General features: G+C 45.7%; 21 protein-coding genes and 1 pseudogene. 10 read left to right on the forward strand and 12 right to left on the reverse strand.

What is annotated here, in order from left to right:
- Positions 1 to 122 precede the first annotated feature (122 nt).
- The 6 genes from NDI35_RS13290 to NDI35_RS13315 all read right to left on the reverse strand — a co-directional run bounded on the left by NDI35_RS13290 (position 123) and on the right by NDI35_RS13315 (position 8,640).
- Entirely contained in the window at positions 123 to 653 is a 531-nt protein-coding gene (locus NDI35_RS13290) for a peptidoglycan-binding domain-containing protein (protein ID WP_333292506.1), read from the reverse strand.
- Between the two features lie 300 nt (positions 654 to 953).
- Positions 954 to 3,080 carry a HEAT repeat domain-containing protein gene (locus tag NDI35_RS13295; protein WP_445313146.1) on the reverse strand — a complete coding sequence of 709 codons (2,127 nt, stop codon included), beginning with the start codon at positions 3,078 to 3,080 and terminating at the stop codon, positions 954 to 956.
- Positions 3,081 to 3,265: 185 nt separating this feature from the next.
- A complete protein-coding gene (gene nirD / locus NDI35_RS13300; RefSeq protein ID WP_333057424.1) occupies positions 3,266 to 3,625 on the reverse strand; it encodes a nitrite reductase small subunit NirD in 360 nt (119 codons plus the stop codon).
- A 183-nt stretch (positions 3,626 to 3,808) separates the two neighbouring features.
- Positions 3,809 to 6,373 (reverse strand): nitrite reductase large subunit NirB, encoded by a 2,565-nt coding sequence (gene nirB, locus NDI35_RS13305; RefSeq protein WP_445313147.1) that lies wholly within the window; start codon positions 6,371 to 6,373, stop codon positions 3,809 to 3,811.
- A 295-nt stretch (positions 6,374 to 6,668) separates the two neighbouring features.
- The gene (locus NDI35_RS13310; protein ID WP_445313148.1) at positions 6,669 to 7,457 is read right to left on the reverse strand and encodes an ABC transporter permease; all 789 of its coding nucleotides are present in this window, start codon (positions 7,455 to 7,457) and stop codon (positions 6,669 to 6,671) included.
- 202 nt (positions 7,458 to 7,659) lie between these two features.
- Entirely contained in the window at positions 7,660 to 8,640 is a 981-nt protein-coding gene (locus NDI35_RS13315; RefSeq protein ID WP_190663456.1) for an ABC transporter ATP-binding protein, read from the reverse strand.
- A gap of 197 nt (positions 8,641 to 8,837) precedes the next feature.
- Here NDI35_RS13315 and NDI35_RS13320 point away from each other — a divergent pair, with 197 nt between their 5' ends.
- Complete coding sequence (locus tag NDI35_RS13320; RefSeq protein WP_445313149.1) at positions 8,838 to 9,647, forward strand: calcium-binding protein; 810 nt, start codon at positions 8,838 to 8,840, stop codon at positions 9,645 to 9,647.
- A gap of 95 nt (positions 9,648 to 9,742) precedes the next feature.
- On the opposite strand, the gene NDI35_RS13325 is transcribed toward NDI35_RS13320, so the two are convergent.
- Complete coding sequence (locus NDI35_RS13325; RefSeq protein WP_445313150.1) at positions 9,743 to 10,543, reverse strand: SDR family NAD(P)-dependent oxidoreductase; 801 nt, start codon at positions 10,541 to 10,543, stop codon at positions 9,743 to 9,745.
- 310 nt (positions 10,544 to 10,853) lie between these two features.
- Between NDI35_RS13325 and NDI35_RS13330 the strand changes: the two genes are divergently transcribed.
- Positions 10,854 to 11,780 (forward strand): DMT family transporter, encoded by a 927-nt coding sequence (locus NDI35_RS13330; protein ID WP_445313151.1) that lies wholly within the window; start codon positions 10,854 to 10,856, stop codon positions 11,778 to 11,780.
- 163 nt (positions 11,781 to 11,943) lie between these two features.
- Entirely contained in the window at positions 11,944 to 12,801 is an 858-nt protein-coding gene (locus tag NDI35_RS13335) for an Hpt domain-containing protein (RefSeq protein ID WP_445313152.1), read from the forward strand.
- Between the two features lie 136 nt (positions 12,802 to 12,937).
- On the opposite strand, the gene NDI35_RS13340 is transcribed toward NDI35_RS13335, so the two are convergent.
- Positions 12,938 to 13,312, reverse strand: a complete 375-nt coding sequence (locus NDI35_RS13340) for a hypothetical protein (RefSeq protein ID WP_445313153.1) — start codon at positions 13,310 to 13,312, stop codon at positions 12,938 to 12,940.
- A 489-nt stretch (positions 13,313 to 13,801) separates the two neighbouring features.
- Here NDI35_RS13340 and NDI35_RS13345 point away from each other — a divergent pair, with 489 nt between their 5' ends.
- The 3 genes from NDI35_RS13345 (at position 13,802) to NDI35_RS13355 (ending at position 19,110) form a co-directional block, all read left to right on the forward strand.
- A complete protein-coding gene (locus NDI35_RS13345) occupies positions 13,802 to 16,324 on the forward strand; it encodes an ATP-binding protein (protein WP_445313154.1) in 2,523 nt (840 codons plus the stop codon).
- 122 nt (positions 16,325 to 16,446) lie between these two features.
- Positions 16,447 to 17,910, forward strand: a complete 1,464-nt coding sequence (locus tag NDI35_RS13350; RefSeq protein ID WP_445313155.1) for a CIA30 family protein — start codon at positions 16,447 to 16,449, stop codon at positions 17,908 to 17,910.
- Between the two features lie 321 nt (positions 17,911 to 18,231).
- Entirely contained in the window at positions 18,232 to 19,110 is an 879-nt protein-coding gene (locus NDI35_RS13355) for a carbohydrate ABC transporter permease (protein WP_445313156.1), read from the forward strand.
- Between the two features lie 158 nt (positions 19,111 to 19,268).
- Here the strand turns inward: NDI35_RS13355 and NDI35_RS13360 are convergent, their stop codons facing one another.
- Entirely contained in the window at positions 19,269 to 19,970 is a 702-nt protein-coding gene (locus tag NDI35_RS13360; RefSeq protein WP_445313157.1) for a DUF4079 domain-containing protein, read from the reverse strand.
- A 505-nt stretch (positions 19,971 to 20,475) separates the two neighbouring features.
- On the opposite strand from NDI35_RS13360, the pseudogene NDI35_RS13365 reads away from it, so the two are divergent.
- Positions 20,476 to 20,592, forward strand: a pseudogene (locus NDI35_RS13365) (winged helix-turn-helix domain-containing protein); the annotation flags it as partial.
- Positions 20,593 to 20,685: 93 nt separating this feature from the next.
- Here NDI35_RS13365 and NDI35_RS13370 read toward each other — a convergent pair.
- On the reverse strand, positions 20,686 to 21,108 hold the full coding sequence (locus NDI35_RS13370; RefSeq protein ID WP_445313158.1) for a DUF6335 family protein: 423 nt from the start codon (positions 21,106 to 21,108) through the stop codon (positions 20,686 to 20,688).
- Between the two features lie 238 nt (positions 21,109 to 21,346).
- On the reverse strand, positions 21,347 to 21,553 hold the full coding sequence (locus tag NDI35_RS13375; protein WP_190740439.1) for a hypothetical protein: 207 nt from the start codon (positions 21,551 to 21,553) through the stop codon (positions 21,347 to 21,349).
- Between the two features lie 165 nt (positions 21,554 to 21,718).
- On the opposite strand from NDI35_RS13375, the gene NDI35_RS13380 reads away from it, so the two are divergent.
- Positions 21,719 to 22,132 carry a peptide chain release factor 1 gene (locus NDI35_RS13380; RefSeq protein ID WP_445313159.1) on the forward strand — a complete coding sequence of 138 codons (414 nt, stop codon included), beginning with the start codon at positions 21,719 to 21,721 and terminating at the stop codon, positions 22,130 to 22,132.
- A 234-nt stretch (positions 22,133 to 22,366) separates the two neighbouring features.
- Here the strand turns inward: NDI35_RS13380 and NDI35_RS13385 are convergent, their stop codons facing one another.
- The gene (locus NDI35_RS13385) at positions 22,367 to 23,878 is read right to left on the reverse strand and encodes a hydroxysqualene dehydroxylase (RefSeq protein ID WP_445313160.1); all 1,512 of its coding nucleotides are present in this window, start codon (positions 23,876 to 23,878) and stop codon (positions 22,367 to 22,369) included.
- A gap of 101 nt (positions 23,879 to 23,979) precedes the next feature.
- On the opposite strand from NDI35_RS13385, the gene NDI35_RS13390 reads away from it, so the two are divergent.
- Positions 23,980 to 24,825, forward strand: a complete 846-nt coding sequence (locus tag NDI35_RS13390) for an ABC transporter permease (RefSeq protein ID WP_445313161.1) — start codon at positions 23,980 to 23,982, stop codon at positions 24,823 to 24,825.
- Between the two features lie 110 nt (positions 24,826 to 24,935).
- On the forward strand, positions 24,936 to 25,787 hold the full coding sequence (locus tag NDI35_RS13395) for an ABC transporter permease (RefSeq protein WP_445313162.1): 852 nt from the start codon (positions 24,936 to 24,938) through the stop codon (positions 25,785 to 25,787).
- Positions 25,788 to 25,803: the final 16 nt, after the last annotated feature.

The following is a 25,803-nucleotide window of genomic DNA, read 5'->3' on the forward strand; positions in this document are numbered from 1 at the left end:
GGAATAAGAAAATCGAGTCAACCGTCAACAGTCAACCATTCAGTTTTTGGCTCCCGACTAAACAGTCAACCGTCAACAATCATGAGGAGTGCAACCGGAATTGATATGAATCAAACCCGTTATTAGTGCGGTAACTTGCTGAGGGCGTGCCAAGTTCTATAGCCGACAATTCCATCTTGCGGTAAAGCCTTGCTCAGTTGCAATTGTCGCACGGCTACATCTGTCATCGGCCCGAAGAAGCCGTCAATGAATCCGAAATAGTATCCATTGATTTTCAAGACATTCTGAACAATTTTAACAGCATTACCAGAACTGCCCTTCATGACGACCGGCATATTCACAGGTGCACCAGAGTATAGTGCTTCCCAAGTGATAGGGCCGACAATCCCATCTTCTTTTAAAAAGACGCGGTGTTGATAGCCTTTGACAGCGTTTTGAACTTGGACACCGAAGATACCGTCAATCGGGCCAAAATAATAACCCCAATGATATAGAAGCTGTTGTAGTTCCTTGACAGCTTGACCTGTTGAACCCATTTGTAAAGTGGGTTTGTTTACTCCCGTGGTTTCAGCAAATGCCAGAGTTGATTGAGCAGTAGTATCGGCGACGAGAGCCATAGTTTCATTGTTCAAGCTTCTTTCTTCGGTGTACATAATGTGCTTCCTCTCAACATTTAAGTTTTGGTGTTTGATATTTCAGGTATAACTGGTGGAATTTGTGGATGCACAGTCACTTTTTCGAGTGTCACTCATTTGAGTGTCACTCGTTTGAGTTAGTCCCAGTGTTAACTGTTAATATCTCTTCCGGCTGCAGCGGAATGATATGCTGAAAGAATGTTAAGAGTACAACGAAGACAAGTTATTCCTAAACGTCTAAAGTTGGAGCCTCCTCAAACTCCAGAAAGAAGAGCAGGCATGATTAATTTTCCGAGGTGTCTAAAGGATTGTTTCCACTTACCAGTCTTGGCTGCGTAGCCTGCGACCCGCTAAGGCCCGCACTTGCTCTTCTGCGTCGGAAACTGCAAGCGATCGCAATAGCGGCACAACTCCCGGATTTTCGGGATAATGTTCGATAATCGCTTCGAGCGCTGTAAATCTGGGATTGTAAGGAAAAGAACCGTTTTGATTGTCAACATCGCTCAAAGCTCGATCGCGCAAAAACTCAAACATTCCCGGCTCGTCTTTCCATCCCCGCATTAACTCTACCAGGGCGATCGCCCGCACCTGCGAATCTTCATCTTTTTGAGCTCTAATTTTCAGCCACTCGAAAGTTTGAGACTGATTTGTCCATCCCCGCGCTAACTTTTGCAAAGCGATTTGCCTGACAGCCGGACTCTCATCGCCCTCTGCTTTAGCCTCCAGCAGCATCCAAGTTTCAGGATTGTCTGGCCAGTTGTAAGCGAGTTCAAGCACCGCCGCTTGCCGCACCAGCGCTTCCCCAGAATCGAGCTGAATTTTCACCCAAGGCAAGGTTTCCGGGTCGTCGGGCCACCCCCGCACGATCGATCTCACTAGCACGCTCAGCAGGTGAGAATCATGCTCCAACTCGACCCGGCTTTTGAGGAAAGGCAGCGTCTCGCCCCGGTGAGACCAGCGTTTTGCGATCTCTTCCACCGCAGTTTCTCGGACGTTGAGGTGTCTGTCTGACTCGGCGAGATTTTGCAACCAGCCAAAGACTTCGAGACTGCCTGACGCCAGTGCGGCGACAGCCTCCACTACTACTTGCCGCACAGTCCAGTAATCCTCGGAATCAGCTATTTTTTTCAGCAGGGGCAGGGTTTCTGGGTGGTCGGGCCAACCTGTGGCTATCTGTTGTAGGGCTACTTCACGCAGGTCGGCGTCGCGATCGCCCAATGCTATATTTTGCAAAAAAGTCAGAGTTTCGGGGTTGCCGGGCCAGCCAGAGGCAATTGCTTGCACTGCTGCGCGCCGGACGCTCGAACTCGCGTCGGACTCGGCTAGGGTTTTCAGCAGCGGGTAAATGTCGGGTTCGTCGGGCCAATGCGAGGCCAATTCTTCTAAGGCTGCTGTCCGCACTTCTTTGCTGCTGTCGGATTCGGCTAGGGTTTTCAGCAAGAGGCAAACGTCGGCTGCGGCGGGCCAGCCCCCTGCCAACTCTCGCACCGCTACGGTTCGCAGGATAGAACTTCCTGTCTGGGCAAGGTTTTTGAGCAGGGATGCGGTGCCTAAAAGGCTGTGCCAACCTCTGGCTATTTCTTGCCACGCTGCGACTCGCACTCCCAAATTTTCGTCGGCTTCGGCGGCGGTTCTCAGCACCAGCAAGGTATCTGTGCGATCGGGCCAATTAGAGGCTAATTGTTCGAGTGCTGTGGTGCGGACTGCGGGACTTTGATCGAACTGAGCCAGGGCAGTCAGCAGGGGGAAGGTATCGCTGGTGTCTGGCCAACCAGAAGCCATTTCTCGCACACAGGTCGATCGCACTGCCCAGCTTTGATCGAATTTGACGAGGTTTTTGAGCATCAGGTAAATTTCTGGCTGGTGTGACCAACCACGGGCTATTGCTTCGACTGCTGTGGCTCGGACTTCGCCACAGTCACTGGAGTGAGCGAGTATTTTCAGCCAGGGCAGGGTTTGCGGGTCGTTTTTCCAAGTTTGGGCGATCGCCGCGATCGATCGATTGCGAATTTGATAAGTTTCCTGCAATTCTTGAGCGCTTTGATAAAGAATCAGGAAACCCGTACCGTATTGCGATAACTTTTTTAAAGCGTTTAACAGTTTTTTGGCAGTTTTTTTATTAACATCATTTTTCACTTTTAACAGGCATTGCGCTGCTAAAAACAAATTAATAAATTTTTCTTGTTGACCGTTTTGATCTGTGAGATATTCTATAATTTGGCTCGCTGTTTCTTTGTCGAGCTTAGCTGCAATCTCTCTGAGGACTTCGTGCAAAGATTCGTCCCGCCAGTGCTGGCCGAAAATTTGTATGTTGAGCTCGCCCCAAGTCAGTTGACCGATTTTGAGTTGGGCATGGATTAACTCTGCTACAGTCTGGGGATTATTTTCGGAAACAAGTTTTTTTAACAACATACCGATACCCTGCCCCCTGAAGTTTGTTTGCATTGACAATCCTCGCATCAGCTCGGATATTAGTTGAGCTTTTTTTGAGCGAGCGTGGAGTATGGAACCAATCGACTCTATTTTAGACGAAAAATACTGAGTCGGGAGGGCCCCAATGCAAAATCCGCCAGCACCCACAGGAATGTTAGGTGGTGGCGGATGGCGATCGAACAATTAAGCCGCTGAATCTAACTAACAGCTACTTGGACGCGATCGGCTACAACCCGAACTGCAAAAGTAGGAATCTTTACCGTTTCATCATCCAGACATTGCCCGGTAGTCAGACTAAAGTTTTGTTTGTAAATGGGAGAAGCAACTTTGAGAGTGCCGTTGCGATCTCCCACAATTCCCCGCGACAAAACAAAAGCTTTGCTAAACGGGTCGTAATTGCTGAGCGCATAAACTTCATCCCCGTTTCCCACTCGGAAAATCGCCACTTGTTCGCCTTTAACTAAAGCGCAAACTCCAGTATAAGGGGCGATCGCATCCAGAGAACACACATCAACCCAAGTTGTTACTGTATCCGAAACTTGTAATGATTGAACCATCTTCTTTTCCTGTTATTTTACTTCAATCTCATTCCCAGTCTCCGGCTGGGAACGTAGGTTTCGAGGCTCTGCCTCGCCTCGCGGAAGGAGGCATAGCCTCCCGGAATTCATTCCCCGGCAGAGCCTGGGAACGAGATTAATACTCTTGTCCCCCCCTTATTAAGGGGGGCTAGGGGGGATCGATTATTCCGATACTCCAACCAAAGATTTTTCATGTTCGTTAGCTGGCCGCGTTTGTCCCCGTTCCGCAACACGAACAATACTCGGATCGGGCAGATCGGAATTCACAAAATGCTGGAACCGCTGCACTTTTTGTGCGTCTTCAATCGTCGTTTTCCACTCACATTGATAAGTATTCACTAAATGTTCCATCTGCGCTTCCAATTCAGCACAAATGCCCAGAGAATCCTCAATTATTACTTGTTTCAAGTATTCAATTCCGCCCTCAAGTTTGTTCAACCAAGTAGCAGTGCGTTCCAATCTGTCGGCCGTGCGGATGTAGAAAACCAAGAATCGATCGATATACTTAATCAGCGTTTCCTTATCGATATCCGTCGCCAGCAAAACCGCGTGCTGTGGCTTAATACCGCCGTTGCCACACACGTACAAATTCCAACCATTCTCCGTCGCAATTATCCCAAAATCCTTGCTTTGAGCTTCCGCGCATTCGCGAGTGCAACCAGAGACAGCAGATTTGAGCTTGTGGGGCGATCGCAAACCACGATACCGCAATTCAACCTCGATCGCCAAACTCGTTGAATCCTGCACCCCAAAGCGGCACCAAGTGCTACCAACACAAGATTTTACAGTACGCAGAGCCTTACCGTAAGCGTGTCCCGACTCAAATCCCGCATCAATCAACCGACGCCAAATATGCGGCAATTGATCCACCCGAGCCCCAAACAAATCAATCCGTTGTCCCCCAGTAATCTTAGTATAAAGCCCAAAATCCCTGGCAACTTCACCCAAAACAATCAACTTATCGGGAGTGATTTCTCCCCCCGGTATTCGCGGCACCACCGAATAAGTACCGTCGCGCTGAATGTTTGCCAAAAAGTAATCGTTCGTATCTTGCAAACCGACGTGAGACTTCTCTAAAATGTGGTCATTCCAAGTAGAAGCCAGCATCGAACCAACAGCAGGCTTGCAAATTTCGCAGCCCTTACCTTTGCCGTGTCTTTCAATCAACTCCTCAAAGGTTTTAATCTCTTGAGAACGCACTAAATGGTACAATTCTTGACGAGAATATTCAAAATGTTCGCAGAGATTATTTTTGACTGCAAACCCAGCTTTCTTCATCTCCGACTTGAAGATATCCGTCACCAAAGGCACGCACCCGCCGCAGCCCGTCCCAGCTTGAGTGCATTTCTTGACGCTGGCAACATCGGTTAAATTGCGATCGCGAATCGCTGCACAAATCTGCCCTTTGGTAACATTATTGCAAGAACAAATTTGAGCATAATCCGGCAAACTGTCTACTCCAAAACCCGCCGATGATCCCCCTTCTCGCGGTGGCATCAACAAATCTTCGGGATGCGGTGGCAGAGCAATTTCATTTTGCATGAATTGCAGCAAAGTGCCGTAAGCCGAAGCATCTCCCACCAGGATTCCGCCTAAAATCCGGCTGCCGTCTTGATTTAAAACTAATTTTTTGTAAATGCCTTGGAAGGTGTCAGCGACAACAATTTCTTTAGCATCGCCCGACTTGGGAAAAGGATTTCCAAAACTAGCGACATCCACTCCCAATAATTTGAGTTTAGTGGACATATCCGCACCTGTAAAAGTGCTTGTGGGACGGGCATCTTGCCCGTCATCCGCTACACGGCTCAAAATATCTGCTGCTACGCTTGCCATTGTATACCCAGGCGCAACTAAGCCGTAGATGCGGTTTTGATAAAGCGCGCATTCTCCGATCGCATAAATGTCAGGATCGGAGGTTTGGCAACTATCATTAATCACAATGCCACCGCGTTCTCCTACTTCTATACCGCAACTTCGGGCAATTTCGTCACGGGGGCGAATGCCAGCAGAAAACACAATCATATCTGTTGCCAATTCCGAACCGTCAGCAAACAGCATTTTAGTAACTTTGCTATCTTCGCTGACAATTTCTGTGGTAGATTTGCTGGTATGAACCGAAACCCCCAACTCTTCTATTTTGCTGCGGAGAATTGCACCGCCAATTTCGTCAACTTGCACGGGCATCAGCCGCGATGCAAACTCAACAACGTGAGTTTTTAAGCCCATATTTTGGAGCGCGTTTGCACATTCTAGACCTAACAAACCGCCGCCAATTACTACGCCAATTTTGCAAATTTTAGCGTAATCTGACATCGCCTCCAGGTCGTCAATTGTCCGGTAAACAAAAGTTCCTGTAGCGTCTTTGCCTTTAATTGATGGCACAAATGGATAGGAACCAGTCGCGAGAACAATTTTGTCGTAGGGAACTTCTAAACCGTTGGCTGAAGAGACTATTTTGTGTTCCCGGTTAATGGCGACTGCTTTGTCGCCGATGTGAATCTTTATGTCATTTTCTTGATAAAATCCCGGTGCAACTAAAGATAAATCTCCCGCTGTTTTGCCAGAGAAAAATCCGCTGAGGTTTACGCGATCGTAAGCAACGCGCGGTTCTTCACAAAAAGTAATTAAATTCCAGTGTTTGGCAGCATCCGAGCTGACCATTAACTCTAGGAACTTGTGACCTACCATGCCATTGCCGATTACAATGAGGTTTTTTTTGGCTGTCATTAGAATCTCTTTTATCCCGTTTATCAGTCGTTGGGTTAATTAATATAAGACTTTTTTGTAAACTTTTGTACTTATATATACAAAAAATAGAGGTTTATGCAATTGTCGAATACTCCCGATTGCATTTTTGCATGATGTGTGCGATCGACTTAAGTAGGTGCGTCAGTGGATTTTAGATTTTAGATTTTAGATTTACTCCACAGTTAAGTATGGTGCGTCAGCTAAGTGTTTTTGACAAAACGATTAATATTTTTACTGTGACGCACCTTACAGTTTTCTAATTTTTAATTATTATTTAAGCTCCCATGCTCGAATACTGCTTCAAGCCCTGCCGCCAAAGCCAGCGATTCCACACAAAAAACACCGCGCTCCAACCCAACATTACCAACAAACTGCGGCCTACATCTACGGGCAATCCGATCAAGATTGAAGCGGGAAAATGAATCAAATAAGGAAAAGGCGTCCACAAAACTACTTCGCGCACGGGTGCGGGAAACACTTCTAACGGCGCGGTAATTCCCGATAAAAACAGGTAAATTAAAGACCAGAATTGCTCGATCGCACTTGCCCTCTCCAGCCAAAAAGCAAACAGCGCAAAAGTATACTGTATCAGAAACCGCAAACAAAAAGTCAAGACGATAACCAACAAAAATAGCAAAAACCTGCCCAAACTCGGCAGCCAAAAAGACTGCGGGTAAAGTGCAAAAAACAGCAGCACTAATCCGAATACAAATGGCAGCCTTGCAAACCTTTCGGAAACGTGAGATACGAAGTGGTGCCATACGGGATCGAGAGGCTGCAACAATCTATTAGATAGCTTGCCTTGCACTACTTCCTTTTCAAACTCCCAAATTACCCAAACTACATTTACTTGCCTGACAATGAAAGTGGCTAAAAAATAACGGGCAAAGTCGAGGGAATTCAGCCCAAATTGGCCAGTCTCGGCCGCCTGCATCCAAACACCCATCAAGATAAATGGCAAAGCTCCCGACAGGGCCCACAAAAACAATTCTGCCCGGTATTCGAGCATATAAGCGTAGTAGGTAAATAACAAAGTTTTAGCAATTTTGATGGATTTTGTCATATCATTTTTAGATTTAATTTTTCGGTGTTAGCAACGGGCAAGATGCCCGTTCCACAAAACATTAAAACTCTCGTAGAACAGGCATCTTGCCTGTTCATTTTTTCGGTGTTAGCAACGGGCAAGATGTCCGTTTCACAAAACATTGAAGCTTTAGTAGAACAGATATTTTGCGTGTTATGGAGAATGAACCCAGCCAAAAACATTACACTTTTCCCGTGCGGAAAACGCGACCAATTACCTCTTCAATTGGCGGGTCAGTAACAGTCAAATCTATCACTTCTAACTCCGCCAAAATCTTCGCCACACTCACCGTCAACTCTTCCCTTTTTACCAAAAAACGCACCGATTGCCCCTCAATAGATTCTACCTCTCCGTAAGCAAAAGCACTATCCTTTGCCAGCGGCTTAGCTAATTTTACCTGAACTTCCCGATAAGGTGCAAACCTGTCGAGCAATCCGTCTAAACTGCCATCATAAACTAATTGCCCTTCATGGATTAACAAAACGCGCTTGCACAAAGCAGTAATGTCAGCCATGTAATGGCTCGTCAACAGCACTGTTGCTTGATAGCGCTCGTTATATTCTCGCAGAAATTGCCTGACGCTAAACTGTGCGTTTATATCCAAACCTAAAGTCGGTTCATCTAAAAATAATACTTCCGGCTGGTGCAGCAGCGCCGCCATTAATTCAGCTTTCATGCGTTCGCCTAAAGAAAGCTTTCGTACTGCCTGATTTAACTTGCCTTCTAGTGACAGCATCTCTGTCAATTCTCCGACTCGCCGCCGATAATCTGTATCGGGAATGCCGTAGACAGCGGCATTGATTCGCAGAGAGTCAAGCACAGGTAAATCCCAAATTAACTGCTGTTTCTGCCCCATCACTAAGGTGATTCTTTGCAGAAAATCAGCTTCGCGACGGAAAGGAGTACGATCGCACACTCTCACCGTACCCGCAGACGGATAAATCAAACCCGTCAGCATTTTCAGCGTAGTAGTTTTGCCCGCACCGTTAGCACCTAGAAACCCCACGACTTCCCCCGGTTCAATACTGAAAGAAACGCCTTCAACTGCTTTGATATTGCGGTAAGTGCGACTAAAAAAGTGTCGCACTGTTCCTTTAAGCCCCGGTTCTTTAATCGCTACCGGATAAACTTTGCTCAAGTCTTCAACTAAGATAATTGGCATCGGCTCAAATTTTAACTTTTATTTTAATCTAGGGTATTTCCATCAGGCTTGTGCCAAGATGGAGCGATCGAGATCTCTAGTAGGATGCCCCAGCGATTGCTCGATCGCTCTGAGGCAGTAACTGTGTTCTGGCGCACCCTACTAAACTGTAGAATATTGCACAATATCCATGCTCACATCGCACAAAGTTTACAAATATGGTACTCACCCCAGATAATTCAGACATCTCTCGTTTGGTAGGAGACAATTCTCCTGAAAATATTACACTTGCACCAGGACAACTTGCTAGTTTTCCTGGGGGACTTTGGATGGTGGGCGGCAATGATACTGTCAGGGGCTCGTCAGATGCAGAACGGATTTTCGGCAACGATGGTAAAGACAGTCTGTTAGGCGGAGTCGGCAATGATTCTATTTACGCCGGCAAAGATGATGACGATGTTTTGGGAGAAACTGGCGACGATTTCTTGACAGGAGATAGAAATAGCGATTTCCTTGATGGGGGTGCGGGAAATGATTTGCTGCGCGGAGGACAAGGTGTTGATTTGTTAGTGGGCGGAGAGGGTAATGATACTTTAATTGGGGACAGAGATGTGGATATTTACCAAGGTGGTACAGGGAACGATGTATTTGTTTTGAGAGTCGATCAAGCGGGAAGCAGAGTAGTTGGAATTGAAGTTCCTGACGCGGTAATTGTGGATTTTGATAAGTCTAGCGATTCGATTGGAATTAGTGTGCCATTTACCAGCAGCAATATTTCATTGGAAGAGGTAAGTTATAGCTTGAACGATCCGAGACTGCTGCTGATCGATCCTGCAACTGTAACGGGGGGAACGAGTTTGTTAGCCAAGGGTGGCATCTCGCGGCAAAGTCTCGATCCCGATGGCAACGGCCGTGTGGAAGCTACTAATATTAGATTTGGTTTTACTAATGCTTTGTTGGGTACTGTGTTGAACGTGACCCCAGCCGATTTAAACGGTCGTTTTATTAATGCTAGTTCTGTGCTTTGAAGCCGCTAATTGATTAATTATCTCTCAAGAACGGGCATCTGGCCCGTTCCACAAAAAAAACTAAGTTTTTGTGGAACAGGCATCTTACCTGTTCTTCAGTTGCGTTTTTCCATTGCCCACTGCATCAAACCGGGGAACAAACGATAAGCTTCCGATGCCAAAAAAGCAGGACCGACGGTAACTTCTGCACGCTGATTTTTCACAGCATCCCAAATAGCTTTAGCAATATCTTCTGGCTGAGTTGCCCAGTCAGATTTTAGCATTTGGCTCATTTTCTGGCGGCGCAATTCGACTCCGGGTTCGTCTCGATCGCGAAATTGAGCTCTTTCTAAAAAATCGCTGTTAATCAAGCCCGGATGCACGGCGCAAACGTGAATACCTTGAGGCGCTAATTCCAATCGCAAAGTTTCTGTTAAACCGGTTACTGCATATTTGCTGGCACAATAAGCAGTCATTTGAGGCAAAGGCATTTTGCCACCAATAGAACCAACATTAACTATTGTCCCTGTTTTTCGTTCCAAAAAATGTGGCAACATTTCTTGAATTGTGTTAACGCAGCCCCAAAAATTGGTATTCATTAATTGCTGCCAGTCTTCGGAGGTAGTGTGCTCGATCGCCCCCGTGAGACAAATGCCAGCATTGTTAACTAAAACATCGATGTTGCCGCAGGTATCTAGCGCTTTTTGGACGATCGCGCGCACTTGGTGAATGTCGCCAACATCCCCCGGAATAGCTACAGCGGAAGTGCCTTCTCGCTGCACTTGAACCGCTGCTGCTGCCAATCTCTCTGGCTGGCGAGCTACCATAACTACATCGTAACCTTTACTTGCAAATAAAATTGCTGTTGCTTTGCCGCTTCCTTGAGAAGCGCCTGTAATCAAAACTGTAGGAGCCATAGATAGTTATAAATTGTAAGTGGGTAATTTGTTTTTTGCGATATTGAAACTATAACAGAGGTCAGGTAATTTTAGGCGCGCTCTATCTTAATAATTATTGAGTATAGGAATTCTTTCTGCTTCGGGAATGGGCTTTTCTTAACGAACCGCGAAGGCGCGAAGGACACGAAGGAAGAGAGGAGAGGAGAGGAGAATAAGAGAATAGAAATTATTCATAATTTGTGCGAAAATTGCTTTGTAAATTTTCCCAATGCCCAATGCCCAATGCCCAATGCCCAATGCCCAATGCCCAATGCCCAATGCCTAAAAAATGAATCTTCCGAAACAAACGCCGAATTGGTCGATCGCCCTAGTGTTAATTATCGGTGTTTTAGCCGTCTCAACTTCCTCAATCTTAATTCGGCTGGCTAACTTTTCAGCAGGGGCGGGCGGTTTGGGTTTTAGTCTGGTACTCGCGGCCTCTCGTCTGACTTTATCTGCTTTAATTCTGCTTCCGGCTTGGCGGAAAATTCAGTGGAACACCCTGCAACCGGGATCTCGGCGCTATGCTGCTGCTGCGGGTTTGTGTCTCGCGCTGCATTTTGCTCTCTGGATTACCTCACTTTCTTATACTTCGATCGCCGCCTCGACTGCCCTCGTCACCACTAATCCTGTCTGGGTAGCGCTTTTGTCGCGCTTCTGGTTCGGAGAAAAACTCAGCAAAATGTCGATCGCTGGCATTACTATAGCCCTGACTGGGGGAATGGCGATCGCTGTGGGAAGTGCGGGCGCAGCCGATGCTGGCAGCAGCCAACTGCTTGGCGATTTCCTGGCTTTGGCTGGTTCCTGGGCTGTCAGCTTGTATTTGCTGCTGGGGCGGGAAGCTCAGCGGCGGGGACTGGGAATTGGTGGCTATATCGCGATCGCCTATACTGTAGCTGCGATCGTCCTGCTGCCTCTCCCCTTCGCCTTCGGCACTACTTATACTAATTACCCCGACATTGTATATTTTTATATTTTGTTAACGGCCGCTTTGCCTCAGTTAGTCGGCCACACCATTTTGAACTGGGCCGTAGTGCAGATTTCCCCAACTCTGGTAACTCTTGCCATCTTGTTTGAACCGGTTGGGGCAAGTTGGTTGGGTTATTTGCTGTTTGGGGAAGTGCCGGCGCCGGCGGTACTCGCAGGTGCTGCGGTGCTGCTGTTGGGGGTAGCAACCGCTACCGTCGGAGCAAAAAAAATTACTGTCAACAGTTAAGAGTTAACCGTTTTCGACATTGCCACAACAGTTGCCGTGAGTCAGAATAAAACAAATTAGGGCTTAAAAACCCCAATAACTCATCAGTGAAATATCGATTCAAAACTATCAAAGGTCTGAGTAATGACTAATAATACTCGGCTGCCTTTAGGAGAATAAAATTATGCTGCCAGAACAACTACAGCGGATCATCGGCTACTTTATCGAAGAAGCCACAGAACAGATCCAAATTATCGAACAAGGCTTGCAAGATCTGCAAAATACCGTGCCAGCTCCCCAAAGAATACACCAGCTCATCCGAGCCTCGCACTCGATTAAAGGGGGAGCAGCTATGCTCGGATTTAGCAGCATTCAGCGCATTGCTCATCGCTTGGAGGATTATTTAAAGCTGCTGAGAGAATGTCCGATCGCCATTGATAGCAGGCTGCAATCGCTGTTAACCGAAGTTTTTGATATTTTAGTAGCCCTCGTGTCAAAGGTTTCTAAGGGTTTTGGGCTCAACCACGAAGACGCAAACCAGATGCTCTCCCTCGCCGAACCGGTTTTTGACGAACTCGATGCTTACCTGAGATTGCGAATTCCCACTCGCCTGACTGTGAGAGCTACTACGGACGAACATATTCACGTTTTCTCCGGTTACTGCACCTCCCTGAGCGAATTTTCCTCGGCTATTGCTTCGAGCGTCGGTTTGCTCGGAGGCACTATTACCCGCCACGAGCAGGATAGCCAGGGCCTACGCCTTTGTATTGACATTTACCTGCCGCCTTACACTAGGATCGAAAACATCCGCCAAGCTGTCGAACTCTCCGGCGCTATTATCGGGAATGTTCAGACGCAGCGCGACTTTTCGCTGCTGGCGACTGCGGATTATCCGGTTTACCAAAGTGCGATCGAACCTCCGGCAATTTGCATCGGATGCCGCTACTATTACGGCAGAACCGACGGCGGCTACCTGCTCAACTGCACGATCCATCCCCGCGGCCCGGAAACCGAAGATTGTCGCGATCGCGAACCGGAATAAGCGCTGAAAACTCAGCCCTCGGAAGCACGATTTGTCTCCCGAAAAACTCTTCTGAAACCCATATTTTCCCTGATTTTTTTCACATTACCCCCTGCCAAATTCTTTTTGAGTTGCTAGATAACTAGATCTTTCTCTCTTAGACAACTAAATCCTTCTTCCTTGTGAAAGCTCCCCTAACAACTGATACTGCAACTCGAATTAATTGCATCATGCTAGCAGGATGAGCGATCGCCCAGACATTGATTGTCAGACAAGTGATTCCCATCACTAGCAAGATGTATGTCGGAGGCATTACTACCCCGATCGCGAACCAGGTAAAAACGTGAAATATCATTGCTGTAGCCCACAGGCTGGCCACCACCACAGACGCCCAAACTTGTATTCGAGGTCGGTTTAGTCCTGTCAAAATCGCTGTCTGCAATGTAGTCAGCAAGTTTGCCGGAACTAAAAAGGCACAGATAGCTATGCAGTAGGTAGAAGAAAACTCGGTAACTGTATTGAAGTCGATCATCAGTCTAATTGTCGGGCCTGTTGGGTATACTTAAAGAGCTTAGCGTGACTTGACTTTCATATCTTGTCACCCTTACCTTAACTTAATATTTCAGTAAGTAGGCCGCTCTGGAGACGCATTTCTCTCCCCCTTTTCCAGCGGGCAAAATCTTACCACAAATATTAAAGTTTTGGGAAATTATCAAACATACTTGAAGAATGGCAACAATTGCTATGATCATTAACAGCGGGAAGCGATAGTATAGAAGAGTCAAGTCGGTAAATTTTATAGAAAGATGAGGCTGGTCTCACAGCAACACATAGGGCAGGCTGATTTTCGACTCAATCATTTTTGATTCGCTGATTCTCGGATGATGGATTCTCAGTGTCCATCAAGGGATCGAGCCGTTATGCGATCGAACAATATGAGATTTTTATGGAAAAGCCAATTTGCTCTCAAATCTCAAATCAATAGAACCCTCTCCAAATTTCACAGCGGAAGACAAAGCAAATGGATCAACAAATCACAATTCCCGCACTCGAAGAAGTTGACTTGACAAACTGCGACAGAGAACCCATTCACATATCGGGGCACATTCAGCCACACGGGGTGCTACTTGTTGTACGAGAACCTGAACTAGAAATACTGCAAGTCAGCGAAAATACGCAAGATTTGTTAGGAGTAGAGCCGGAAAGTGCGATCGGTCGAAATTTGAGCTTATTATTCAATCGAGTTCAACTAAAAAAACTCAAGCTTTGTTTGCTTAATGAAAACTTAAAAACCGTTAATCCCATTAAACTTTCTGTCACAAACAAAGGTAAATATTTAGAATTTGACTGCATCCTCCACCGAGTAGACGAAGTATTGATGGTCGAGTTGGAATTAGCCACCAACCCAGAAAACCTTTCTGTTTTTAGCTTTTATCATTCAGTGAGAGCCACTATCAGCAAAATTCAAAGCGCCAAAAATCTCAAGGAATTATCTCAAATAACTGTAGAAGAAGTCAGAAAAATATCTGGTTTTGATAGAGTTATGGTCTATCAATTTGACCACGAAGGCAACGGCGCTGTAATCGCTGAAGACAAAGCAGAAATGCTGAGTCCTTTCTTAGGATTAAACTACCCAAGTTCAGATATTCCCAAACAAGCCCGACAACTTTATGCGTTAAATTGGCTGAGGTTAATCCCAGATATTAATTATCAACCAGTCCCCCTTGTTTCAGGAAATAATGCTGTCACGACCCAGCCCCGAAACCTGAGTTTCAGCGTATTGAGAAGCGTTTCTCCCATTCACATAGAATACCTGCAAAATATGGGCGTTGCAGCTTCGATGTCAATCTCATTAATCAAAGACAAAAAACTGTGGGGATTGATTGCTTGCCACAACTATACACCAAAACACCTCAACTATGAATTGCGCGCAGCCTGCGAATTTATCGGGCAAGTAATGTCCTTAGAACTGCAATCAAAAGAAGGAAACGAAGACTACGACTACAAACTACACTTAAAATCCATTCAAACCAAGATTTTTGAAGACATATCCACGTCCGAAAACTTGTCAGAAGTGTTAGTTAAATGTCAGCAGAATTTGCTAGAAGCAGTCAACGCCCAGGGAGCCGCAATAGTATTTGGAGACAATTGCTATCAAGTAGGGCAAACACCTCAAGGAGAAGCGCTCAAATACTTAACTAATTGGGTGCAAGAGCATTTAAATAAAGAAATTTTTTATACAGACTCGCTCACCAAATGCTATCCAGAAGCTGAGGAATTTAAAGACACGGCAAGCGGGTGTTTAGCTATAGCAATATCGCCGACGCAGAAAATATACGTTTTGTGGTTTCGCCCGGAAGTAATTAAGACCGTAAATTGGGCGGGCAACCCCAACAAACCAGTTGAAACCGATGAAGATGGCAACCCTCGACTGTCTCCTCGGAAATCCTTCGAGCTGTGGAAAGAAAATGTGAGGTACAAATCGTTGCCTTGGAAACAATGCGAAATAGACGCTGCATTGGAACTGAAAAAAGCAATGATTAATATAGTGCTGTGCCAAGTCGATAAACTAGAAAAATTAAATACAGCATTACAAGCATCAGTCGCCAGAGAACGGGAAAAAACTGCTAATTTAAAAACAGCAATGTCCGAGCTGAAGCGGGCGCAAACTCAATTGGTGCAAAGCGAAAGAATGTCAAGTTTGGGACAGTTGGTGGCGGCGGTAGCTTATGAAGTCACTAACCCGATTAACTTCATCTACGGAAATCTTAGCTATGCCAATGAATACAGTCAAAAAATGATCGATTTATTGCAGCTTTACGAGCAGCACTATCCCTCGCCTTCGCCAGAAGTTCAAGCACAAATAGAAGCAGTAGAATTAGAGTTCATAGTTGAAGACTTACCGAAGTTGCTGGGCTCAATGAAAGTAGGAGCTAACCGCATCCGCGAGATAGTTCAGTCGCTGCGAAACTTCTCTAGAATTGACGAAGCAGACATTAAACCAGTTGACATTCACGACGGATTGGACAGCGCTTTGCTGATTTTGAGCAACCGACTCAAACCGAAGCCCGATCGCCCTGCAATTCATCTCATCAAAGAATATGGCTCTCTGCCTTTGGTTGAGTGTTACGCAGTTCAAATAAACCAAGTATTTATGAATGTACTGACAAATGCAATTGATGCTCTCGAAGATGCCTTTGTCAACAATAATTTATCGTGGCACGGCGGGGACAAAGAAGAGCCAGTTAAGTACGGACAAATTCGGATTGTGACTGAACTTTGTCCCGAAGAAAAAGCCGTAGCAGTTCGGATCAAGGACAACGGTTGGGGCATGGAAGAAAAAGTTCGCCAGAAAATTTTTGAGCCATTTTTTACCACAAAACAGGTGGGCAAAGGTGCGGGGATAGGTTTGACCATTAGCCACGAAATTGCGGTAGAACAACACGGTGGCAAATTGACTTGCATTTCTGCCCCCGGAGAGGGAACCGAGTTGATTATTGAGATTCCCTTGAACCAAACTCATCCCACACCCATCGTCAAGTGAAAAAAGTCCGCGCTAGCGAATCTATCCCAAAGGCTAGGAAATCCCCCCAATTCAAAAATCGAAAATTCGATTAAAATACAAAAGCAGCTAAGTAGATTTGAGCCAATTCAGAGGAAGCTAGTATGACTGAAAAAAAAACCGCCCAATGGGATGCCGGCCGGTTTCTCAAAACCTTGGCTTATTTCGGCGTCATTCCCTTCATTGGCAGCATTAGCTGGCTGCAACAACTCTTTGGAAGCAGCAGCAAAACTAAAAAAGACCAACCCAAATTGATACTGGTAGCCGGTGCTACCGGCGGCGTCGGGAAGCGAGTTGTCAAGCGGCTGCAACAGCGGGGATATAGAGTGCGAGCCCTTGTCAGAGATACCAAAAGAGCAACAGAAATTCTCGGCCAAAATGTCGAGTTAGTCGAAGGAGATATCACTCTGCCAGAAACCCTAACACCGCTAGTAACCGAGGGCGTAGAAGCAGTTATCTGCTGCACCGGCACGAAAGTTCAACCGATAGAAGGAGACACCCCAACGCGGGAAAAATACTATCAAGGCATCAAATTTTATATGCCGGAAGTTGTCGATGTTCCCGAAATAGTCGAATACAAAGGCCTGAATAATTTAGTGCAAGCTGTTCGCCGCCAGCTAATTAAAGCAGGCGAAAAAACAATTTTTGACTTCACAAAACCCAGCCAAGATTTAAAAGAAACTTGGGGTGCCCTCGACGACATCGTGATGGGTGGCACCAGCGAAAGTTCGATCGTACTTACAGACAATACAGCTATATTCACAGGCAATGTTTCTACCGCCAACTCGGGTGGCTTTGCTTCGGTGCGTACTCGCAACTTTGATCCTCCGCTTAACCTCACAGGATTTAGCGGCCTCCAACTACGTGTCAAAGGGGACGGTAAGCGCTACAAATTGATTGTTCGCAGCGAAGCTAAATGGGATGGAATTGGCTATTGCTATTCGTTTGATACTGTTTACAATATCTGGATTACTATCACTGTTCCTTTTGATGAGTTAATTCCAGTTTTCCGCGCCAAAACTGTTAAGGATGGCTCTAAATTTGATCCCAGCAGTATTTTTTCTTTTCAGTTAATGTTGAGCAAGTTTGAATATGATGGCGCGCTCAACCCGAAATTTACACCGGGTATTTTTCAACTGGAGTTAGAATCTATTAAAGCTGATGGGGGACAGACTTTACCGCGATTTGTGATGGTGAGTTCGGCAGGAGTTACCCGCCCTGGCCGACCGGGAATTAACTTGGAAGAAGAACCGCCGGCAGTCAGGATGAATGATATGTTGGGGGGAATTTTGACTTGGAAGTTGAAAGGGGAAGATTGTGTGCGATCGAGCGGCATACCTTATACTATTGTCAGACCTTGCGCTTTGACTGAAGAACCCGGAGGCAAAGCTTTAATATTTGAGCAAGGAGACAATATTAGGGGCAAAGTCAGTCGGGAAGATATTGCAGAATTGTGCGTGGAGGCTTTGGAACAACCGCAAGCTTGCAATGTTACTTTTGAGGTGAAAGAGGGGGAAAATGGCAGTTCTCCCGGAGACTGGCAGGCTTTGTTTTCGGGAGTTAAATAACAGATAGCACTTCTTACTAAAATGAGCTAGGCTTGGTGATTTATAACGGGTTCCCAGGCATAGCCTGGGAATCAATGTCCAGAGGCTCTGCCTCGCTTGTTAGTAGGAAAATTGGAGGCAGAGCCTCCGGATATGCGTTACCAGGCAGAGCCTGTTAACGAGTAAAATGCGAGTTTTATAACTGGTTCCCAGGCTAGGCCTGGGAATCAATGTCCAGAGGCTCTGCCTCGCTTGTTAGTAGGAAAATTGGAGGCAGAGCCTCCGGATATGCGTTACCAGGCATAGCCTCTTAACGAGTAAAATTACCAATTATCAATTACTATGTCTGTGACTTTTTCCCGACGCTATTTGACGCCTTATTTGTTTTTGCTACCTGCTTTATTTATTTTGAGTTTGACTGTTTTGTGGCCGGCGGTGCAAGCTTTTTATTTGAGTTTTACCAACTACGAATATGATTTAACTCAAATGCCGCAGTGGGTGGGTTTAAAGAATTTTGAGAGGTTGTGGGGCGATCGCACATTCTGGCAAACTTTGACGAATACGCTGCTGTATCTCACCTGCGTGGTGCCTGTATTGGTTGTTCTACCGTTGGGAATGGCAATTTTGTGCAACCAAAAACTTAAGGGGATGAACTGGTTTCGAGCCGCATACTACACGCCGGCGGTAATTTCAATGGTTGTCGCCGGGATTGCTTGGAAGTGGCTGTTTGCTGAGACTGGACTGCTGAATCAGTTGGGGGAATTGTTGGGTTTACCTCCTGTGTCTTGGCTGGCTAATCCAAAGTTAGCAATCTTTAGCGTCATGGCAGTTACTATCTGGAAAGGATTGGGCTATTACATGGTGATTTATTTGGCAGGGCTGCAAGCTATTCCGGCAGAACTTTATGAGGCGGCTGCTATTGATGGTTCTGATGGTTTGGGAAAGCACTGGGACATTACTGTGCCGCTGATGAAGCCTTATTTAGTTTTAGTTGCGGTGATTTCGGCGATTTCTGCTACTAAGGTTTTTGAAGAAGTTTATATCATGACTCAGGGCGGGCCTCGCAATAGTTCTAAGACTGTTGTTTATTATCTTTACGAACGGGCTTTTAAGGATTTGGAAATTGGCTATGCTTGTACGATCGGGCTGGTTTTGTTTTTGCTAATTTTGGGTTTGTCGATTTTGCAAGTTAGCCTTCAGGGTTTGGCTCGCAATGATTAAGATTTATGACTGATTAGAACTGACGCACTCCGGGCATCATAAACTCGGTTTCTCGTTCTCATTCCTGTGATTACCAGGACTTGGTTACATTCAGAAACCGGGTTTATTGGTCTAATTTCTACTAATTTTAGACTGGAATCTCGAAGTAATGCGATCGCTCACGGTTTTGGGCAGGTCTTATTGGCGAAATCGCAGGTATAAATATAGGGTTTCTGCCAGTTCAGAGGAATTTCTAATAAATCCCTGGTTCCGGTCATTCCCTGTCCCAGAAAGAGCAGCACAGCGATCGAGTTCAATATCACATGGATAGTGCGCCAGCGATTTGAGCGGTCTTTGTAAATGTCTTCAATGATGGCAAGCGAGAAAACCATAATTAGCGCAGCGGCGATCCCAATGTAGTAGTGAGACCAATACCATTCATTGGTTCGCCGATAAACGCCATCTTGAGTGCCAAGAATTACCAAACCCGTACCTGTTAGGGTCGCAAATATGCCGCGCCATAAAGCGGGTGTCGCTCGATATAGCATGACCAAAGAGGCGATAGTTGCCACAAACATCAGCACAATGAAAATGACCTGAAACGAGTTTTTGCTCCAAACATCCTTGCTCAAAATATGCTCAAAAATCGGGTAGGCTAGACCCAACAACGTCACTCCTACTACAGAACCTGACAGAATTCGACCTGCTTTGACGTGTTCTGGACCGACTACAGGTGGAATTTTGCTCTTGGTGTCGATCGCAATTTGCTTCCGACGCTGCATAGTTTGCCACGCCATATTGAGAACAACACCAAGCATAGGAAAAACAATCGCTACAGCTAAAATAGGATGCAGCAAAGCCAGAAAATCTTTAAATTCCATATATCACCTTTTTGTTGAAGAGGGTTGGCTTCATCAACCCGGTTTTTGCGATACATAATATCATACCCGGTGATCTAAGCACAGTAAGTTTGTAGTCAGGACTAATAGTGATTATTCAGCCGCATATAGAAGGCTAAAGTCCTGACTACAAACACGCTTTATGAGGGGTAATTCACCGGAGATGTTAAGCAATAAGAAGATATAGCAGTTGTCTGTTGGGTGAGGTACAGCTTTCTCAATTACGCAATCGAGCAATTACAATTACCTTGTTCTCAGGGAAATGAAAACTGCTGGCGGTAAGGTAAGTGCCGGTTAGCCACTAATTCCCTGCATCACTTTGAGCTTAGCTGAACAGTTCTTTGTTATTCACAATAGTATGCTAATTTTTGTTCGCTAAAGCAATGTGACCAGGGATATCGCCCATCCACTGTGCTTGTACTTTCTTGTCGTAGTTGAGATAAAGCTTCCGATTAACGATTTTCTAGGCGTCACAAGGGTTGGCTTGTGCAACCTTATTGAAGTGTATATTCGTGCGTTACGGATTAAATTAGAAGCCAGTAACTCCAAACGCCTGCTGCCTAGTGTTCGGGGAGTTGGATATGTGTTGCGAGAGCAAAAGTGATGAGGGGCGGATTTACAAATACTTGGCAGATGAAGTATTGATACTGGTGAACCCGCTCCTATTATACTACCTATTTTTTGGTGAAAAATCTACCTAGAAATCCGGTCGTTCCTGATAATCTTCCGCAGAACTAGGGTCTAATTCCCAGCGACTTTCATCTCGATGTTCAAGCATATTTGTTGTGTTCAAAATAGCGCCATCGGGCATTTCTATGCCGGCAGCGGCTCCGAGTTCGTCAACCATATCCAGGTCGGGAGTAGGCGCAGTTCCGCCCACCGATTGCTCACCAGTGGCACTTTCTTGTTCCGCAGCCGGATCGCCATCCTCGCCGCCGATTTGGGAACTGGTGGAAGAGTAGTCCGAACTGCTGTCCTGCAGGGTTGTTATGTCGTCTTGGCTCACTCCGGGTTGATCGATGACGCCAGTACCGTAAGATTCGGTAATTTCTTGAGGCAATTCGCCCAAATTATCGCGTTCAGTTGTTGTTTTTGCGTTGCTTTTCTTTTGCTTTGCCACGATACTTGCTCCTGTTTTTTTTTGAACTCAATTAAATTAAAAATGTCCGAATTTGGCTTTAACTGAATTGTTTTTAGTAATTGCCAATGGCTATAATTAAGTGGTATTGTAATTACTATTTAAGTTTTTAGCTTCTATCCCAGGAAATATATTGATTCGGCTCAGCTATTTCAGAGGGAATACAAAAAGCGATCGCCCGTTTGAAAATGGCGATCGCTTTTTAATTCGGAGGCTAATGCTATTCGGGAAAATCAGGGATTATCCATTTGGGGGGTTCCGTCCGTTTCCTTCTCACCGCTTCCTCTGCTATTTCTAGCATTTTATCCAGAGAAGTATTTTCAATAAAGTTGGACGTTGCTTCTGCGTATTCCCGCTTCGGGCACTTGTCGCCCAGAACGCAGCCATTGACGCAAGCTACAGCACAATCGACAGTGTTCTCCACCATAACTTTTTTCCTTTCACGGTTCCAACAACTAGCAGGCAGATGCTCTGGGTTAATTTGTCAAGAGACTGCCCTCTATGTTTATTTTACTTTACAAACTGACCTCAAATGTCGATCGCCAGCGCAAAACTGTTATAAAATCAAAGCAACCTACTTAATCTGCCGATCGTGAACAATTTTCTGCGGCGCTTAAAACTTTTACCTTGGCGAGAAATGCTGCAAATTTCCGCCCTCGTCAACTGCATCGTGGTTGGATTGGAGTTATTTTTAGCCTGGGGTTTCACGCAATCCCGGCCAATCCGCAACGGGGTGACGCTTCTCTACAGTTCTTCCCTCGGGACATTGATACCTTTTGCAGCAGCAGTGGGAATGGGAGCTTTAGCAGTGTACTTTTTAGAGTATTGGCAACAACAATTTTTGCTCAACCGAATTAGTTTGTGGGTTTTAGTTTTCTGCGTGCTCTTGGGTTTGGTGTTAAAGTCATTCCTACCCATACCTCCTTTATTAGCAAGTTTATCGCAAGCTGCACTAATCGGAGTTACGGTGGGAGTTTTTTGGAAGGGCCGGCCTTATTGGCGATAGTCAGGCGATTTTAGATTTTAGATTAGCCATGACTGATGAATCTCGTGGTTTCGAGCTTGTCTAAAGTGGCATTCTTTTTTGAAGATAGTATAATTAGTAATTCGTCATTGGTTATTAGTCTATATGTAGGGTGCGCCTCGGCGCACCTTACCGCTTAAAACAAGAAATTCCTTCTTCCTTGTTCGTTCCATCCGTTAAATGCGTTACCGAATCCGCTGCCGAACTTCCTTCTGCTTAGGGCAGCCAAAAATCGGGAATGAATGTTTTAGTCAAACTGCGAGTAAACTGATTAATCTTTCTCCCGATTTGAATGTGCGGTTCGTCAGCTTCCACGGGAATAATTGTCGCTTTGTTCCCAAGTCCGAAACGCGAAATTACCAAATTTGCAGCCTCCAAACCAGTAACATAAGCCTTTTCCTGCGACCAAGAACCGTGGCGGGTCACAACCCAATCGCCGCTCATCAATACATTATCATAACTTGTTACTGCCGGCAACAAATACTGATAGCTGCCAGGGGCGAAATGCGTCACCGCCCGCGACAGCCGAATCGCGCTGCTGTCAATTACTTTAGCCTCCCGAAAAGGCGGAATGCAAATCGCTAAATCCCGCTGAACTAAGGAAACAATTTCCTCATCTTTCAGGGGAATTAATTGATTGGCGTGATAAAAGTCAGCTTCGACAACTGTTCCCGGTTCGTCTCGAAATTCGTCGTGCAAAGCATTCAAATCAAAAAACGTCCAACCTGTAGTTGAACTAAAGCCAAAACAGGCATTAGAAGGCAGGGGAATGTCAATTTTTCTGTCAAACCACAGGCGAACAGCTAACACGTCAACGGCACCCAAATTCATCGCGTCCCTAAACTCTTGGCGGCTTTGCAAAGCTGGGCTGCTGCTGATAATTTTTTGCATTCCCGTGACGCCAACTGCAAAAATAACTGCATCTGCATCGAAGGTTTCTTCGCCGCAAACAACGCCTGTGGCTCTGTTGTTGCTGTCAACAATTAAATCAGTAACTCGCCGCTGAGTCAATACTTTTGCGCCGATTTTTTCAAGGCGATCGACCCACGGGCGAAAGATTTTTTCTCCGACTGTGCCGCGACACCAAACTACATCAAAATCCGGTTGGTGTGCTAATATGAAATAATAGAGCATTCCCAAAGCGGCGGCAGCCGAACATTGTTCTCCTGGTGCAAATAAACCTACTAATAACATCGGTTCAAAAGCATCGCGGTACAGCCTTGCAGAAACACCAAACTGTTTAAATAGTTCGCGGGCTGTGACGCGATCGTACCTACGCCAAGCTTCGTCGGAATTGTCGAAATCGAGGACGGCGTAGAGTAAGGGCAAGGCTGAAAGCCGATCGACTAATGGCAGCCTTTTAAATCTGGTGTAAATAAATGTTCCTAACGGTGTGGGAAGCCGCGGTTCGTCCTGAAAAATCGGCGATTCTACTTCCAATCCGGCGGGTGAATACTGACAAGAACGAGTCCAAGGCGTGAAGGGATCGAGTTCTAATTCCTTGACTAAGGAAAAGATATTTTTGTAGGGATACCAGAAGCCATGAATGCCTGCTTCTACGGAACGCCCGCCGGCGGTTTTCCACCCTGCAACTAAGCCACCCGGATAAGGGCCTGCTTCTAGCAGGGTGACATCATAGCCTTGCTGTGCTAGGTGATAGGTAGCGCCTAAACCGGCCCATCCTGCACCGACGACGACTATTTTTGGGGTTGACGATTCTGCTGACATTGCGTACCTCTTGATAATTTATTAATGATGACATAATTCATAAAATGCGGATTTGATATAAAATGTGTTGAATTATGTGCTAAATTTCGCTTGAGTGAATAATGAGTGTCAAAAACCGCCAGCAAACTAACCTGTTGCTGCTCTTATTTCCCGCTACGGCATGGCTGATGGTTTTCTTCATTTTGCCGGTGCTAATTGTACTGTTGTACAGTTTCTTAGAACGCGGTACTTACGGCGGTGTTACTTGGATATTTACTCTCAGCAACTACCAGCGTTTGTTCAGTGGACTTTTCTTAGGAGTAATTGGGCGATCGCTCTGGCTGGCTTTTCTAACAACAGCCACTTGCTTGTTAGTTGGCTATCCCCTAGCATTCTTCATCGCCACCCGTTCTCCTCGCTGGCGAAATGCTTTGCTTTTGCTGGTAATTATTCCATTTTGGACTAATTTTTTAGTGAGAACCTACGCCTGGATCATACTGCTGCGTAGCGAAGGAGTAGTTAACACAGCCCTGCAAAGCCTGCAAATTATTAGCGAACCGTTAAACTTGCTTTTTACGCCTTTCGCTGTGGCGATCGGTCTTATTTACGGCTATTTACCTTTCATGGTTCTGCCTTTATATTCTAGCATGGAACGCTTCAATTTTTCATTAGTAGAAGCCGCTCACGATTTAGGGGCTAATGATATTCGCACTTTTTGGCGCGTATTTTTACCATTAACAACTCGCGGTATTGTGGCAGGCTCGATTTTAGTTTTTGTTCCCGCCGTCGGCGCTTTCATCACACCGGATATATTGGGTGGTTCTAAAACAGTTATGGTGGGAAATTTGATTCAAAATCAGTTTATGAAAGCCCGCGATTGGCCTTTTGGTTCGGCGCTTTCTATGCTGTTGACGGTAATCATATTGATTCCTGTGTTAATTTACTTCCGCGTGTCTGACGAAACTTAAACAGGTAGATTGAGATTTACAGTTGGGTGGGGGCGGGTTTATGAGATTATTGGTATTAGGCACAGATTGTCTGTAAAACCCGCCCCTACAGGCGAACCTATTTTTGACTAATGACTAAACTAGATTTACTCGTGCGGGCGATCGGCAAAAAGTGGCTTTGGGTACAAGCTGTACTAGCATTAGCCTTTCTTTACTTGCCAATTCTCATCTTAATTATTTACTCCTTTAACGCCTCCAGATTCAATGCCGTTTGGCGTGGCTTTACCCTCGATTGGTACCGCAGTTTGTTTAGCAATGCAGGCGCGACGATTGCTACGAGTAGCAGCGCCGGAATCTGGACAGCACTCAACAACAGCTTACTAATTGCAGCTATTTCGACTGTGCTAGCAAGCATTTTTGGTACAATGCTCGCCCTAGCACTGGAACGCTTTCATTTTCCGGGGCGCAAAGCAGTAGAAGCTTTACTGTTTTTGCCGATTATTATGCCCGAAATTACGATCGGCATTTCGCTGCTAGTTTTCTTTACCCTAGTATTTCGGATCGTAGAAAATCTCACGGGAATTCGTCTCAATCTCGGCTTACCTACTGTAATTATCGGTCACATTGTCTTTAATATTTCCTTTGTGACTATTACTGTCAGGGCGCGTTTGGCGGAACTAGATCCTCAATTAGAACAAGCAGCTTTTGACTTAGGCGCTAACGAATGGCGAACTTTTTGGCGCATCACTCTCCCTCTGATTTGGCCCGCTATTTTCAGCGCGGCACTGCTGGCTTTTACTCTGTCGCTGGACGATTTTGTCGTGACATTTTTTACCAGTGGTGTCGGTTCGATGACGCTGCCATTATTTGTTTATGGCATGATAAAATTTGCAGTGACGCCAGCGATTAATGCCATTTCAACTTTGATGTTGTTGGCTTCCTTGTTGCTGGTTATATCATCGTTAAAAGTTCAGAAAAGTTAAAAAAATTGCTTTCTGT

It is taken from the genome of Microcoleus vaginatus FACHB-2002 (assembly GCF_040004035.1).
GTDB lineage: Bacteria > Cyanobacteriota > Cyanobacteriia > Cyanobacteriales > Microcoleaceae > Microcoleus > Microcoleus vaginatus_C.

Excerpts from the sequence above, each read along its gene's own strand:
- nirB (WP_445313147.1), bottom strand. The coding sequence starts at position 6,373 with ATGACAGCCAAAAAAAACCTCATTGTAATCGGCAATGGCATGGTAGGT.
- NDI35_RS13360 (WP_445313157.1), bottom strand. The coding sequence starts at position 19,970 with ATGGAATTTAAAGATTTTCTGGCTTTGCTGCATCCTATTTTAGCTGTA.
- NDI35_RS13355 (WP_445313156.1), top strand. The coding sequence starts at position 18,232 with ATGTCTGTGACTTTTTCCCGACGCTATTTGACGCCTTATTTGTTTTTG.
- NDI35_RS13390 (WP_445313161.1), top strand. The coding sequence starts at position 23,980 with ATGAGTGTCAAAAACCGCCAGCAAACTAACCTGTTGCTGCTCTTATTT.
- NDI35_RS13320 (WP_445313149.1), top strand. The coding sequence starts at position 8,838 with ATGGTACTCACCCCAGATAATTCAGACATCTCTCGTTTGGTAGGAGAC.
- NDI35_RS13330 (WP_445313151.1), top strand. The coding sequence starts at position 10,854 with ATGAATCTTCCGAAACAAACGCCGAATTGGTCGATCGCCCTAGTGTTA.
- NDI35_RS13350 (WP_445313155.1), top strand. The coding sequence starts at position 16,447 with ATGACTGAAAAAAAAACCGCCCAATGGGATGCCGGCCGGTTTCTCAAA.
- NDI35_RS13385 (WP_445313160.1), bottom strand. The coding sequence starts at position 23,878 with ATGTCAGCAGAATCGTCAACCCCAAAAATAGTCGTCGTCGGTGCAGGA.
- NDI35_RS13325 (WP_445313150.1), bottom strand. The coding sequence starts at position 10,543 with ATGGCTCCTACAGTTTTGATTACAGGCGCTTCTCAAGGAAGCGGCAAA.
- NDI35_RS13375 (WP_190740439.1), bottom strand. The coding sequence starts at position 21,553 with ATGGTGGAGAACACTGTCGATTGTGCTGTAGCTTGCGTCAATGGCTGC.
- NDI35_RS13345 (WP_445313154.1), top strand. The coding sequence starts at position 13,802 with ATGGATCAACAAATCACAATTCCCGCACTCGAAGAAGTTGACTTGACA.
- NDI35_RS13340 (WP_445313153.1), bottom strand. The coding sequence starts at position 13,312 with ATGATCGACTTCAATACAGTTACCGAGTTTTCTTCTACCTACTGCATA.
- NDI35_RS13335 (WP_445313152.1), top strand. The coding sequence starts at position 11,944 with ATGCTGCCAGAACAACTACAGCGGATCATCGGCTACTTTATCGAAGAA.
- NDI35_RS13290 (WP_333292506.1), bottom strand. The coding sequence starts at position 653 with ATGTACACCGAAGAAAGAAGCTTGAACAATGAAACTATGGCTCTCGTC.
- NDI35_RS13310 (WP_445313148.1), bottom strand. The coding sequence starts at position 7,457 with ATGACAAAATCCATCAAAATTGCTAAAACTTTGTTATTTACCTACTAC.
- nirD (WP_333057424.1), bottom strand. The coding sequence starts at position 3,625 with ATGGTTCAATCATTACAAGTTTCGGATACAGTAACAACTTGGGTTGAT.
- NDI35_RS13295 (WP_445313146.1), bottom strand. The coding sequence starts at position 3,080 with ATGCAAACAAACTTCAGGGGGCAGGGTATCGGTATGTTGTTAAAAAAA.
- NDI35_RS13395 (WP_445313162.1), top strand. The coding sequence starts at position 24,936 with ATGACTAAACTAGATTTACTCGTGCGGGCGATCGGCAAAAAGTGGCTT.
- NDI35_RS13315 (WP_190663456.1), bottom strand. The coding sequence starts at position 8,640 with ATGCCAATTATCTTAGTTGAAGACTTGAGCAAAGTTTATCCGGTAGCG.